The sequence below is a fragment of the Bradyrhizobium vignae genome (assembly GCF_004114425.1).
Taxonomy (GTDB): Bacteria; Pseudomonadota; Alphaproteobacteria; order Rhizobiales; family Xanthobacteraceae; genus Bradyrhizobium; species Bradyrhizobium vignae.
Genome location: NZ_RDQF01000042.1, coordinates 53,517 through 67,824, shown reverse-complemented (window position 1 = coordinate 67,824; position 14,308 = coordinate 53,517). Strand labels below are relative to the sequence as shown.

Annotated in this window: 9 protein-coding genes; 2 read left to right on the top strand and 7 right to left on the bottom strand. The window is 59.9% G+C overall.

The annotated features are described in order from the left end of the window. Positions 1-156 precede the first annotated feature (156 nt). A complete protein-coding gene (locus EAV90_RS28025; protein WP_208738547.1) occupies positions 157-729 on the top strand; it encodes a Mu transposase domain-containing protein in 573 nt (190 codons plus the stop codon). A 39-nt stretch (positions 730-768) separates the two neighbouring features. Then, positions 769-1,485, top strand: coding sequence for an IS21-like element helper ATPase IstB (gene istB, locus EAV90_RS28020; RefSeq protein WP_283810515.1), 717 nt, complete (start codon positions 769-771; stop codon positions 1,483-1,485). A gap of 474 nt (positions 1,486-1,959) precedes the next feature. Here the strand turns inward: istB and EAV90_RS28010 are convergent, their stop codons facing one another. The 7 genes from EAV90_RS28010 to EAV90_RS27980 all read right to left on the bottom strand — a co-directional run bounded on the left by EAV90_RS28010 (position 1,960) and on the right by EAV90_RS27980 (position 14,274). Further along, positions 1,960-4,155: a PQQ-dependent sugar dehydrogenase gene (locus tag EAV90_RS28010; protein ID WP_129145330.1), complete on the bottom strand. Its 2,196-nt coding sequence runs from the start codon at positions 4,153-4,155 to the stop codon at positions 1,960-1,962. Positions 4,156-4,372: 217 nt separating this feature from the next. Further along, the gene (locus EAV90_RS28005; protein WP_129145329.1) at positions 4,373-4,984 is read right to left on the bottom strand and encodes a transglutaminase-like cysteine peptidase; all 612 of its coding nucleotides are present in this window, start codon (positions 4,982-4,984) and stop codon (positions 4,373-4,375) included. A gap of 824 nt (positions 4,985-5,808) precedes the next feature. Further along, positions 5,809-7,122 (bottom strand): HlyD family type I secretion periplasmic adaptor subunit, encoded by a 1,314-nt coding sequence (locus tag EAV90_RS28000; RefSeq protein WP_129145328.1) that lies wholly within the window; start codon positions 7,120-7,122, stop codon positions 5,809-5,811. Further along, positions 7,119-8,900, bottom strand: a complete 1,782-nt coding sequence (locus EAV90_RS27995; protein ID WP_430644753.1) for a type I secretion system permease/ATPase — start codon at positions 8,898-8,900, stop codon at positions 7,119-7,121. The genes EAV90_RS28000 and EAV90_RS27995 overlap by 4 nt, the downstream gene beginning before the upstream one ends. A gap of 247 nt (positions 8,901-9,147) precedes the next feature. Beyond that, on the bottom strand, positions 9,148-11,709 hold the full coding sequence (locus tag EAV90_RS27990; RefSeq protein WP_129145326.1) for an Ig-like domain-containing protein: 2,562 nt from the start codon (positions 11,707-11,709) through the stop codon (positions 9,148-9,150). 530 nt (positions 11,710-12,239) lie between these two features. Next, complete coding sequence (locus EAV90_RS27985; protein WP_129145325.1) at positions 12,240-13,067, bottom strand: right-handed parallel beta-helix repeat-containing protein; 828 nt, start codon at positions 13,065-13,067, stop codon at positions 12,240-12,242. A 34-nt stretch (positions 13,068-13,101) separates the two neighbouring features. Further along, positions 13,102-14,274 carry a glycosyltransferase family 2 protein gene (locus tag EAV90_RS27980; RefSeq protein ID WP_129145324.1) on the bottom strand — a complete coding sequence of 391 codons (1,173 nt, stop codon included), beginning with the start codon at positions 14,272-14,274 and terminating at the stop codon, positions 13,102-13,104. Positions 14,275-14,308: the final 34 nt, after the last annotated feature.

Genomic DNA, 14,308 nt, shown 5'->3' with positions numbered 1-14,308 from the left:
CCCTGAAACGGCGGGGCCGGCCACCAAAAGACGGAGGTGCTGATCACGTCGACGGCTGATCGCCATCCCGCCAACTGGGGAATTTTGCGGCGCCACTTCTGAGGAGATTCCGTGCGCCGTTGACACCAGGAGCTCGATCGCCCGGCGCTGACCCCATTGCCGGATGAGCCGTACGAGTATGCCGAGTGGAAGCGCTGCAGGGTCAACCTCGACTATCACGTCGAGATCGCCAAGCATTACTACAGCGTTCCTCACAACCTCGTGCATCAGGAGGTCGAGACTCGCATCACCCAAAAGACCGTCGAGATTTTCCTCCGCGGCAAGCGAGTGGCGTCGCATCTGCGCAGCACCTTACCGCATCGCCCGACGACGATTCCCGAGCATATGCCGAGCTCACATCGCCGCTATCGCGACTGGACCCATGAGCGCATTCGTTCCGAAGCCGCCAAGGTCGGTCCCGATATCGAGACGCTGATCGACGTCATCCTGCGGTCGCGGCCGCATCCGGAACAGGGCTTCCGCTCGGCGATCGGCATTCTCGGACTGGTCAAGCGATACGGCCGTGAACGCGTCGACGCCGCCTGCGCCCGTGCCCTTCTGCTCAACGCCCGTTCCTACAAATCGGTCGCCGCCATCCTCAAGAACGGCACCGACAGAACCGCTCCTCCCACCGAGGAGGCGCCCATCCTCTTCCACGCCAACATCCGTGGCCGCAGCTACTACAACTGATCAGGAGATCATCGTGCTCATTCACCCACTGTCGATCGCTTGCGCGCCCTCGGCCTCGCCGCCATGGCCGATACCCTCGTCGAACTGCAGAACAATCCCGAGGCGGCCGAGATGCCGCACGCCGATTGGCTCGGCCTCCTCGTGGATCACGAGGTCACCGCCCGCGACAACCGCCGCCTCACGCGCCGCTTGAGCAGTGCCAAACTCCGTCAAGCTGCCGCCATCGAGAACGTCGACTATCGCACCGCGCGCGGCCTCGACCGTTCGCTCTTCCAGAACCTCGCCACCAGCCAATGGATCCGTGATGCCAACCACCTGGTCATTGTCGGCCCAACCGGCACCGGCAAGTCCTGGCTTGCCTGTGCGCTCGGCAACAAAGCCTGCCGCGACGGCTTCTCCGTCCTCTACAAGCGGGCATCCCGACTGTTCGCCGATCTCGCCCAGGCGCGCGGCGAAGGCCGTCTGGCGCGCCTGATCGCCACGCTTGAGCGTGTCAATCTCCTCATCCTCGACGACTGGGGACCTGAACCGCTCACCACCGACCAGCGTCGTGATCTGCTTGAGATCGTCGACGATCGCTACGACAAGGGATCCTTATTGATCACAAGTCAGGCCCCCGTGTCGCAATGGCATGACGTCATTGCCGATCCCACTCTCGGTGACGCGATATTGGATGGCATCATTCACAATGCGCACCGCCTCGAGCTCAAAGGCGACAGCCTGCGCCGGCAGGCCAGCGAAAGGAAAAAGACGTGATTACCTCACGCGCGATCGTCCCGCCGGCCCACAGGCCCCTCCCGCGCGCGTCGCTCCGTCGCTCGTGGGGGCACTCCGCGCCGCGCACGGGGCCCTCCCATGGACCGCCGGGACGATCTCCAACAACCTTGACCAGGAGGCCATTTCCAGCACAAATGCAATCGTCAGTCGTGTCCGCTTCCGAACATGATCACGATCACTGGAATCCGTGATCACCATCGTCTGGAACCACTGATCACCATCCCTGGAATGCGCAACGTTGTCGCGCTGCTTCCACTTATTTTGTATTGCTCGACGGACTGCCTCCGTCGTGGTGGCGCAGCCGTGTAGAACTTGTCCCATAGCGCATCCTTCGAATCGTGCGACAAGAATGCACCCTTGGGACTAAACACCTAGACCTCAAAGGCGCAGTTCGAGCGTTGACCAGGACATAAAAATCACAGGTCGCACCGCGAAAGATGTTGTGCTACGCTCTCAAAGGGTACGCAGATAGCTGATGATCGCTTGACGTTCTGTCGCGCTGATAGCGCCCTCGAAATCCATCATGGTGCCAGGGCAGAAAGTCTTTGGAGCGCGGAGGAATTCATCGAGGCGCTCTTCGGTCCATATACCCCTTATTCGGCGCAGGCTTGACGAGTAATCCGGATAGCTCTCCACTGACGCGACCCGACGGCCCACGATGCCGAGCAGGTCCGGTCCGATCCGGTTGCCAACGCTCACGCTCGACTGATGGCAGCCGCTACACTTCTCTGCGAAAAGACTCTCACCTGTAGCGCCGTCCTTCGGACGAAGTGAGATCAACGTCTGATCATCTGTCCACAGTATGAGCCTGCCATCGTGACCCTCGATGAGATCGCGAATACGATTTCCGATCGGGATCGGTTCAAGGTATTTGATCTGACCTTCCCGCACGCGTGCACGAAACAGCGTCGCGGCCTTGAGGGAGGCAATCAACAGGTCACCTCGCCACTCCGCAAACAATCCGTGCTCCACCTCGACAAGATTAGAAACTCCGATCGAGGGAATCCAAGCGAACACCGGAGCTTGATACCCCTTCTGCTCCGCTTCAGGCTTGTTCAGCGGCCATGAGAACGTCCCATAGTCCGTTCCATAGGTCGCATACGGCCAGCCATAATTTCCATCCTGGACGAGCCGATCGATCTTGTCGCCACCCTGTGGCCCGTGCTCGGTAGACCATATCGTGCCGGAGTGATCGACGTAGAGGCCCTCCGGATTCCTGTGACCAGTCGTGAAAATTGTGGCACGCCCCTCAGCGATGTTGATGGCCACGGTTTTACCATAAGATGCGGCCTCATCCTGCGCGTAGGCATGAACTGAGGCAAGACCATCAAAGCCGAAGTCGCCGATGGTCAACAGCAGCGTGTCCGCATTGAGGAGGGCCATCCGGCCTCCTCCAAAATAACCAACAAACGGAATCCCGTGACGGCGATGTTCGCCCCTCGCTGGTAGACAGGGAGTGGTTTCGTAGAGAGTTTTCCATTCGAAGCCAGCTTGGCCGCGAAGTATTGATGAGCGGTTCGCCTCAAGGACGGAGACCCGCTCGGTCCAACATTCCTGATCTACATGCCAATAAGGGTGCGAGACGAAAATCCGTGTAGTGGCGCCGACTTCCTGAACCAGCAAGCCATACGTTCGGAACCACTCGGCATTGAGAATCTCGCGCCCAGCCTGTCTGCTCTGCGCCTCTTGGGGCGGCCAGTCAGAGCGCTCCACCCATGGCCGCCCGGCAGCGGCGGAAAACGCGTCGCCATTGATCGGCACTCGGTATGGCAGCGGGTAGACGGTCACATGATCCGCTGCTGCCCAGTGGAAGACATGGAGGTGACCGTCTCCGCTCACTAAAAGATAACGATTGCCGATCCGGGCCAGTGCGCCGCCGCGCACTCCAGATTTCGGGAACGCGTTCGAATAGGTATCAACTTCCAAATTGTAGAACTCAGTCTTTATCAAGCTATTGGCATGCGCCGAGAGCTCGGGTGTAATGCGCAATGCCAACGAACCCGCGGTCGCCGCAGCCACCAGCCCGCCAAGCGCCAGAGCTCGGTGCAGCGCGGCAGTTCCTACGAAGTGCGGAGCGGGGACGATTACCAAGGCAGAGGCGAAGATCCCCAGCGTAATGGCGCGGGAGTAATCGGTTTTGGTGAGGACAAACCCCAGGAAGACCACACCAAAAATCGCCATTGTGGACACGATCGTCCAGCCCATTCGCCGCGCCGGATATGAGGGCCGGATCAAGAAAGTACATGCGGCGCTTAGGACAAAAGACGCCACAAGACAGCCAAATGGGAAGGACTGGGCGCGGGGAAGCCGCCATAATGCCGTCCCAAAATTCACCATTGCAAACAGCAAGAGGAGCAAAACAGAAGTGGCATACCACAATACCGGGTACCGCCACGGCGGAGGTTCGCGACTGCTAGGTTTTGCTTTGGCTTGCGCTGAATCGAAAAGCCCGAAGCTGGGCACCACTTCCTTGCTGGAACGTACAATATTCCTCGCCTTACCAAGCTCTCCAGCTGGTGGGCGGAACTCCATTCGCTGCCCCTTTCTTAAACTCGCGCAAGCGCGCACCACCATATTAAACACCATAAACAATAATTTAAATAAAGATTGAACAATTGTTGCGCGTCCATGGCTCTGGTGCAGCGCCATGTGACGAGTCGGAACCCTTGAAGGATCGCTTACCCTTTCCGGAAAAGGATCCTGGACCGGTATTCATGTGCACCGCCAACGGTCGCTTGTCCCGGTCGCTCGTCGAATCTGCAATTGAAGCGAGGCCGGCTTCGCTCGAGCGGCCCAAACGTGCCGAGGAGTAGCTCACGATCCTGCTAGGCGAAGGAAGGCTTGTGGCGCTGCGGCGCTGTTGCGCTCACGTCCCTTCCCGTCCGACCGCCGCCCACAGCCGGTTGTCCGCCGGGTTCTGCACGCGAACCCAGCGATAAGGCGCGCTCGACCAGAGCTTGATCTGTGGAGTAAGATTGTCGAGAACCACGTCGCCGCTCCTGGTGCGCACGAGGAGCACCAGATGATGCTCTCCGGAGCCAACGACGACTTCACCCAATAGCAGGACGCGGGCCGACCAGCCGCGCTGAAGCAGCTCGTGGCGCTTGCTCACGGCGTAATCGTTGCAATCGCCGCGAACAGGGTTGATGATCCACGTCTCGCCCGCAAGACCGAGCTCGTTGCGCTCCGGCGCGATCGCCGCGTTGACCGTACGATTGACTTCCCGCAAGTCCGCCCATCGCTTCTCAGTCAACCGGATCGGCCCGCCGCGGAAGGAGCGGCGCGGGCGGCATTCGGCCTCATAGCGCAGACAAAACATCGTGTAACTGAAGGGAGCGAGCGTCGGGCGTCCCAGCTCGATATGCGCGGAAGCCGGCTGCGGAGCCCCCGGCAATATCAACAATGCCGCACTCGCCCACTGGACGCCTCCGATCATGACAGCCAGCGCTGAGACGATCGCTACCCAGGGTCGTTGCATCTGCCGATTCCCATGCGAACGCGAACCAGGCCCCGGATTTACACTCGGAGCGGCCGCCTCCGTCACGAGCGGCCATCCCGCAGATTTCTGTTATTTAATTGTATTTATATTAATTTAAATAGCAACAATAGAATCGCAATTAAATAGGCGCAGAAGATCGCAAGCGGCAGCCGCCGCGGCGCTACAGGGGTCCAACCGAAGGCAGAATGGAGCAACGAATGGAGCGGGACGTATCGGCTCGGGTGTCCGACGGAAGGCGCATCAGCGCGGCAGCGCGGCGCGAACCTGCTTCACCTGTCCAGCAAGGCTGCGATTTAACGGTCAGAAAAACTGTAACTGTTGATTTAATTATTCACCGAGGCCAAAACCTTCGACCGTACTTCCCCGGGCAGGACGGATTTCACATGCCGAATGAGCTACTCGTCATTCTGGGGGCTGACCCTGTACACCAGGCGCATGGACGTCCTCAGCGGGCGCTGGTTCGAGCGGTCGGGGGTCTCGCCCACGCGCAACCGGCATCGGTCACGGCCGCTCCGTCGAGCGGCGCGCGGTTTCCTGCGCCTGATCAGGAGGTGGCGCGACCGCACGACGTTCGCCGCCTCAAATCTCTTGCGACGGCCTGACATCTCCAGGCTGCGGCGGTCGGCTCTTCCAAACCCGGCCGCAGAGTCCGTCCCGCGTGTGACGCGCTTTCGCCGGCCTGCTACGCCCGCTGCCGATGGGTCCGGCCGACCAGCCGCCTTTTCAGAGGCCGGTCGCAATGCCAGCGCCCAGAGCCAGGGCGCCGGTCCCGAACGGATGCAGTCGCACGCGGCGGCGGAGATTCAGCGCTCCTTGAACGCCCTCCCCGCCTGATCCTGCAGCGGCTTGAGCAAGTATGAAAGCGCGGTTCGACCTGCCGTCTTGATGAAGACCTCGACCGGCATGCCGGGCAGCAACTTGGCCGAGCCGAGCTTCGCGAGCTCTTCCTTCTTCAGCAGGACGCGGCCTGTGTAGTAGCTCGTGCCGGCACGCTGATCCTGCGTGATGTCTGCCGAGACCATGCTGACCTCGCCGTCGATCTCGGGCGTGGTCTTCTGGTTGAATGCTGCAAAGCGCATCGTCGTGGTCTGCCCAACATAGACCTGGTCGATATCCTTCGGTGCGATCTTGACCTCGACCGCAAGCGAGTCCGCATCGGGAACGATCAGCATGATTTGCTCCCCGGGAGAGATCACCCCTCCGACCGTGTGGACGCTGAGCTCATGGACGCGGCCGGATTGCGGCGCCCTGATATCGACGCGATTTAATTGGTCGACCGCCGCTGTCTTGCGCTCGCCCAGCTCGGAGAGTTTCGAGCGGGTTTCGATCAGGTCCTTGCCGACCTCCGTTCGGAGGTCCTGGTCGATCTGAATGATCTGGAGTCCGATTTCGGAGATTTTTCCCTTCGACTGAGCAATCATTCCTGCGAGCTGGCTACGCTCGCCCTCGATACGGGCGGAGTCGCGCTCGAGGGAATTGAGCCGCGTGATCGGCACCAGATTCTTCTGCCAGAGGCTGCGTACGCCCTCCAGCTCCTGACGGATGAATTCGACTTCCTTCTGCTTGGCCTCGGTCTGACCCGTATAACCCTTGATCTCGTTCTCGAGCTGCGCGCTTTTCTCCTGCAACTGCGCTTTTTGGCCGCTCCTCGCCTGACGGCGAAGGTCGAACAGCTTCCGCTCCGCCGTGATCGCGCGGCTCGCCTCGGAGTTGCTCTCCTTGGCCCGGTCGAGCAGCAGCTTTGGAAACACGACCTGCTCGGCACCATCGCGCTCGGCCTCGAGACGAGCCTGCCGAGCCAGCAGTTCGTCGATGCTGTTGGTGACAATCGTCGCATTCGCGAGCGTCTGCGTCTCGTCGAGGCGGATCAAAACGTCGCCTGCATTGACCCGATCGCCCTGGCGCACACGCAGCTCTCCCACGATTCCGCCCGTGGCGTGCTGAACCTTCTTGACGCTCGAATCCACCACGACAACGCCCTGAGCGATGACCGCGCCCGACAATTGGGTTGTTGTCGCCCAACCGCCGATGCCAAACGTCACCAGACCGAGCATGATCATGCCGACGATCATGTAGCGCTGGATGGACTGCATCGCCGGCGTTACCTGGCCGTTCACCGGTTGCCTCCCCGAGCTTCCGCGACCACCTTGAGCGGCACCGGATTTCGCAAGACCTTCTTGAGGACTTCCTCCCTCTTGCCGAAAGACTGAACCTTGCCGTCACCAAGGCACAAGACATGATCGACGGCTTCAAGCGCCTTCGGGCGATGGGCGACAACGACCACAATGCCGCCGCGACGACGCACGTTTAGGATCGCCTCGGTCAATGCCTCCTCGCCCTCGGCGTCGAGATTTGAGGAGGGCTCATCGAGCACAACCAGGAACGGTTTGCCATAGAAGGCGCGAGCAAGCCCAATACGCTGCCGCTGCCCCGCCGACAGCGCCAATCCTCCTTCGCCAATTTTCGTGCTGTAGCCATCCGGAAGCGAAAGGATGAGGTCGTGCGCACCCGCGGCATGCGCGGCCTCCAGCACAGCGGCAGCTGTCGCCTGCGGATCGAACCGCGCGATGTTCATGGCAATGCTGCCGTCAAACAATTCGACATCCTGAGGCAGGTAACCGATGTGCTTGCCAAGGGCGTCAGAAGACCAGTGATCGAGTGCGGCATTGTCCAGCCGGATCCGCCCCCGAATGCACGGCCATACCCCTATCAGCGCTCGTACCAGCGTCGATTTTCCGGATCCGCTCGGTCCAATGATTCCAACCGCCTGTCCGCTCCGCAGTTGGAACGACACGTCGTTGATGGTGGGCCTCTCCGAGTTCGGAGCGCCGATGTAGAGATGCTCGACGCTGAGAGTCTCAACAGGAGGAGGCAATGCCAGTCGCTCCTCCTCGCTGGGCAGAAGCCTCAGCAAAGCATCAAGCCGTTGTCCCGACTGCCGCGCAGCGACGAACCCTTTCCAGTTCGCAATGGCCAGTTCGACGGGCGCCAGGGCCCGCGCGCTGAGGATCGAGCCGGCGATGATGATGCCGGCCGTCGACTCCTGGTTGATGACGAGGACTGCGCCAACGGCAAGAACCAGCGATTGCAGAATCGCTCGGAAGATCTTGGAGGCTCCCCCGAGCCCGTTTGCGACATCGCTGGCGCGTTCATGGGCCGCGAGATATTTCGCGTTGACATCCTGCCAACGCAACGCCGCCTGTTGCCGCATGCCCATGGCATGCAGAACCTCGGCATTTCGTCGCCCCTCGAGCGCAAGCGCCGTTCGCGAGACGGCGAGGCGCGAGGACGCCTTGGCCGGTCCCCGCGTCCGGGTTTCCGTGAGCATGGTAATGCCGATCAACACCAACGCGCCCACCAGCGCAGTGACGCCGATCCAGTAGTGAAAGAGGAAGCAAACGCCGAGATAGATCGGCATCCAGGGCAGGTCGAAGAGCGCCGTCGGCCCGCCGCCCGATAGAAAACTGCGGACCTGATCAAGATCCCGCACCGGCTGCAAGCCGTCACCATCGGCCCTGGTCTTCAAAGGCAGGCGAACAAGCGCGTCGAATATGCGAACGCCGAGCCTTTCATCAAAATACCGCCCGACCCGCGCGCTGATCCTGCTTCTGACCAAGTCGAGCCCACCTTGAAACAGGTAGAGGACGATGGCCAAGACCATCAGGGCGATCAACGTCGGTATGCTGCGACCGGGCAGCACGCGATCATAGACTTGCAGCATGAAGAACGAGCCGGTGAGCATGAGGAGATTGCTCATCCCGCTGAAGGCCGCAAGCGCCCAGAATATCCTGCGGCAGGACCGCAGGAATGCAGAAATTTCTGATTGGGGCTCCGCATAGGTCTCCGCCCGCTCGAAACGGCCTACGAATATCCGTTGCCGAAGGGCTTCAACCATGCCCTTTGTCCAGTCGACGAGTCGCGACGTCGGAGCTTCGGCCTGATCCGCCAGCCGACGCCCGGCCGCCCATAGACCTGACAAATGCAGAATTGAGATTCGATAAAGATTCGCAGGCGGGGAAATCACCCCCCGCCGTCCAACGTCAGTCATGACACCTGCCCTTTAGTAATGCCTTTGTCGGGGGATCCCCAAGCGATCCCCCGAGGCAGTTGTTGCGTACCAGCTTGCGCGGCTGATCCGTCTCCTACGCGAAGTGGAAGTCGTGGCTGTTCAGCTTGTCGAGTTGCGTGTTCTTCAGCGTGAGGGTGTCGCTCCCCGTCGCGATGACGACGTCGTTGCCTGACTGGGCCGCATGGGAGAGAACGCTCGCAAAGCTGTCGAACACGCTTTTGCTGAACTCGATCGTATCGTGAGCAGGCCCGCGGGCAGCGAAGTCCTTGATAACGTCCTGGCCGAAGTTGGACGCAAACGTGAACGTATCCGCTCCCGCTTTGCCCACCATGACGTCATTGCCGGTGCTGCCAGTCAGCGTGTCGCTGCCGCCAGAGCCGATCATCGCCGCGCCCGAGCTGGTGCCGACCACGTGGCCTGCAGTGTCGACCTGCTCGGCGGTAAAGGCGTGGCTCTTGCCCGACAGATCCGACGTCTGGAAGCTCCACTTGCCGTCGGCTCCCGTGGTCACCGAACCGACCGAGGTCGTGCCGTCCGACAGCTTGATCTCGCTGTTGGGATCGGCCGTGCCCTTGATTGTCGCGGTGTGATCCCAGTGCTGGCGCACATTGGTGACTTCGACGGTTGCAGCATCCTTTGCGCCGCCATGGCCGATCGGCGGATCGATCGGCTGCGACAAGGGGCTGGTGTTGCCGGCTGCATCGGTCGCCGTCGCGGTGAAGGTGTGCGACCCGTGCTTGAGATTCGGGGTCGTCACGCTCCAATTGCCGTCACTTGCAACGGTCGCGGTGCCGAGCAGGGTCGTGCCCTCATAGAGCTTGATCAAGCTGCCGGCTTCGGCCGTACCGGATACCGTGGCGCGGTTATGCGACGTCGGATCGCTCAGCAGCACCGGAGCATCGGGGGCAGCGGTATCCACCGTGACATCCAGTGCAGTCGATGCCTTGCTGGTAACGCCGGAGACCGTGTCCGTCGCAGTGAAGCTGTGCTTGCCGTCCGGCAGCGCGGCGGTCGTGTAGTGCCACGCTCCGCTTGCATCCGCCGTCACCGTGCCGAGTTGGGTGGCGCCGTCGAACACCTTGACCGTGCTGTTGGCAACCGCAGTCCCGTCCAGGGTCAAGGTCTTGTCGCTCGTGACGTGATCACCAGCGGTACCGGTATCGTTGGAGAACGAGGCGATCTTCGGCGCGGCGGGCGCAGTGGTGCTCGGGCCCGATGTGCCGGTGCCGGAGGTCCCCGTGCCGGACGTGCCCGAACCAGACGTACCGGACCCTGATGAGCCGGACGATCCAATGACGGGATCAAAAGGCGCTGACGCGGCGCTTACGTTGCCCGCAGCGTCGGTCGCCGTGGCCGTGAGGGCGTGTGCGCCCGCCGCCAGAGCAGCCGTCGTTACCGCCCAAGCGCCGCTAGCGTTCGTTGTTGCCGTACCGACCTGAGTCGTGCCGTCATACACCTTGATCGTGCTGTTGGCTTCGGCGGTCCCGGACGCCACCACCTGATTGGCGCTATTGACCATGTCGCTGGTGATCGTCGGCGCAGCCGGCGCCTTGGTGTCGACGGTGACCGCGAGCGCAGCCGATGCGGCGCTGGTCTGGCCAGACGCGTCAGTCGCGGTCGCCGTTAGCGTGTGCTTCGCATCGGTCAGGACCTTGGTGATGTAGTCCCAGCTTCCGCTCGAAGTCGCGGTTGCAGTACCGATCTGCGTCGAACCGTCATAGACTTTCACTGTGCTGCCAGCCGCGGCAGTGCCGTGCAGGGTGATCTGACTGGCGTCAGTGATGCCATCCCCGGTCTTCCCGGTGTCAGGCGACCACGACGCAATCACGGGCGCGGCCGGGGCCGGAGCCGGGACTGGCGTCGGAGAGGTCGTTGGACCGCTATTTGCCGATGTGTTGAGCGTCGCCACCAGCGTCGCACCGTCATTGACGTTTCCGGTATATGTCGGCGAATTCTGGTTGAAATCCGTGACGCCCCAATAACCGGATTGCATATGGTTGTTTGTGAAGGACACGCCGGTGATCGAGCCGCCATTGAACTGAGCGTCCGAATAGACGGTGTACCCGCCGCCGGCGAGCAGGTTGTTCTGGACGCTGATGTTCGAAATCGGACCGAAGTAGTTATCGATCATAATCGCGGACGTTTGAGTGTACGCATTGATGACCGTATTGTGCTCGATCTGAACGTTCGAGATACCGCCATCAATCTGGATGCCGTCATAGTGCGGCGAGCCGGACGCAAGAAGGTTGTGGATATAGTTGTCCTTGATGGTGCTGGCACCTGCAACAGCTATACCGTTCTCTACATTATAGATGTTGTTCGCGACGAACGTCCCCTGGCCGAGGATACCGCAAGATCCGTCGTTGCCCGAACCAACACCGTTGATTTCACAGTTCTGAACAACGGCCCCGGTGACTCCGCTCGCAATTTTCACCACCGCGAAGCTGGCGGATGTAATCTTGCAATTCTCGAGCGTCACGTTGGGCGCGTCGATGTAGACGGTGCCCTGGATATTGAGGCCCGAGATGACAGCGCCAGCTTGGGTCACAACAACATCCCCAGATGGCGTCAGCGTTACCCCCGCTGGTACGCCCGTTGTCGATGCATCCGGCCATATTGAAGTCGTCGTCGCCAAAGTAGTTCTCCTTGCTTGTTTAACTCACCAAGAGCGAGCTTCGCTCTCGTCGCGCCCACCGGTCGGGGTAATGCACGACCGGCGGCGGCAATTTTGGGACGGCATGGCGGCCTCCCCAAGGTCATTTTAGGAGATGCGAGTCGCGACGACGCCTCGGAGGAGTTTAATTTGCGCATTAAACTCAGCGCATTAGGCACAGCGTGCGCGATATCAAACTCATCGGTGGCAGCAGGCTCCGCGACAAAAATTCACAACTTTTTTCTATTCGATGTTCGGCGGCTGCATCGACTGGACAACCTGAACCAGGCTGGAAGAGCAGCTTTCAATTCATCGACAAGGGCTGCTGCAAAAACGCACATTCAATTATTAAATAAATTAAATTTCGGGCCGCGCAAATTGTTCAGACAAGAACGTTAGGATCGCCCGCTCCCATGCAATTGAGAATCAACTGGTGGCCGGGACCTGATTGTTGCTGGCTTTGAAGCGCAACAGGCTGACTCGCCAACAAGGTCGAGGCCTGCGCGTGCGTCTCACCTTGCACCGAGATAGCGCCCGCTGAAGTGATCCACATTTCCTCGCCATGCGGGCGTGTTTCTGACGAACGATCGATAACCCCATTTGCCTTTTCCCAACCGGTTGTTCGTGAATGACACCCCGACAATCGAGCCGCCGTTGAATTGACCATCAGCGTAGACAGTGTATCCGCCGCCGATGAGGACATTGTTCTCGACGGCAACGTTCAAGACGGGACCGAAGTAGTTGTCGATCATGACCGCCGAAGTCTGCGTATAGCTGTTGATGACGGTATTATGCTGGATCGTGATGTTTGAATTGCCGCCATCAACCTGGATACCGTCGTAGTGAGGAGATCCGGACGCGCGAAGATCATGAATGTAATTGTCACGGATCAGGGTATCGGCCCCGGACACGCCAATCCCATTTTCGACATTATAAATGTTGTTTGCTATGAAGGTACCTTGACCCACTATGCCGTAGGAGCCGTCGTTCGCTTCTCCAGTGCCATCTATCTCACAGTTTTGAATTACTGCGCCGGTTATACCCGGCTCAATTCTTACAATGTAAAACGAGGCAGAGGTGACCCTTGAGTCGATCAAGGTGACGTTTGGCGCCTTGATATGCACACCACCTTGAATATCCAGACCCGAGATAACTGTGTCAGCCTCGGTCACAACGAAGCCACCAGAAGGTTTCAGCGACACGCCGGACCGCACACCGGTATTCGTTTCGTTCGGCCATGTGGCAATCTGGTTGTCTTCGTCGCCCCGCGCATCAATGCACAAGGACTGCGGGACAACGACTACACAGACTATAGTCCAACAAATGATCGACGGTCGCATTGGGAATTGTACTCCAACCCTGTAGCTGCAGGCCTCAACGCGATCCTTCGCCTGGCAAGCCAATCTCGCCTTTCAGTCCGGCAATCAGTCCTTCGACGACGGCTAGCGAATTGTTGGGTGCCCCCCGAATCAAAAACCGGATGGCGTACATCAGAGAGATCGCGACACGTAGCGCCAACGAAGACGGAAAATGTCGACGCACCAGATGAACGCCGTTGCGGTGTTCGAGATAGACAGAAGGCCTCGGTATGGCCGCTAACGCTTTCGCCGATCCGGTCGTGGTACCTCGCTTGTGAATGACAATCGAATCCCTCGCGTAGCCGAGCCCCAATGACTTCGCGCGTACCCCCCAGTCCAGATCTTCGTAGAATAAAAAGTAGCGCTCATCCATCAGGCCGATCCTTTCGATGCACCAGCGAGTCACGTACATCGACGCCCCGGAAGGACTATCCATTGCTCTTTCAATCTCTGCGATATTGCAGCTGGCGCCAAGACGTTCTCCGCGACCAATTGCGATCGCCCTGGCCTTTTGCCACTGCATCCCGCCGCGGATTCTGACCCTCTCGTCGTCGCCGTTGTCGACAAGAGTACTGCCGACCATTGCTTTGCGCCCGGACTCAGCCCGTTCATATAGCGCAGCCAAGGCAGACGCGGACGGCTCCGTATCCGGATTTAAGATCCAAACGCCCTTCCAGCCTGGAGTGTCAGACAGCGGTAGCAGCCAGGCGTTTATCCCGCCCGCATAGCCCAGGTTGCTAACCGCGCATCCAATCCAGACGTTAGAGGCCCCTGATCGAAAACTGAGCCGCTGAATCCGAGTAAACCGGGTTCCGGCCGGATCTACGCGAATCCCGAGCGGTACACGGAAAGAAGAAGGTCCTTCCTCGCTCAGGAGGTCGCCGATGAGCCGTCGATAGGCTTCGGCCCCGCCATTTTCACAAATGAATACGTCGAAGGAGGGGGAAAATGCCGCCCGCGAAAGTGCTCGAAGACAGTTTAGAATGTCTTGGGAATTGCGGAACCCGACGATCAAGACCGCCACCTCGGCACAGCTGAGCTGTTCTGCCTGAATAACGCCAATCGATCCGCAGGAGCTTGGGCCTTCGTCCATTAGCTCTTTTCCCACGCCACCACTCGTTTTAAATAATTCGATTGCAAATTTAATAGCATCATATTTAATTCGAGTAAACGTGACTAGTGGCAACATGGTAAAACCGAATGAATTTGAAACCCTTCGCCCG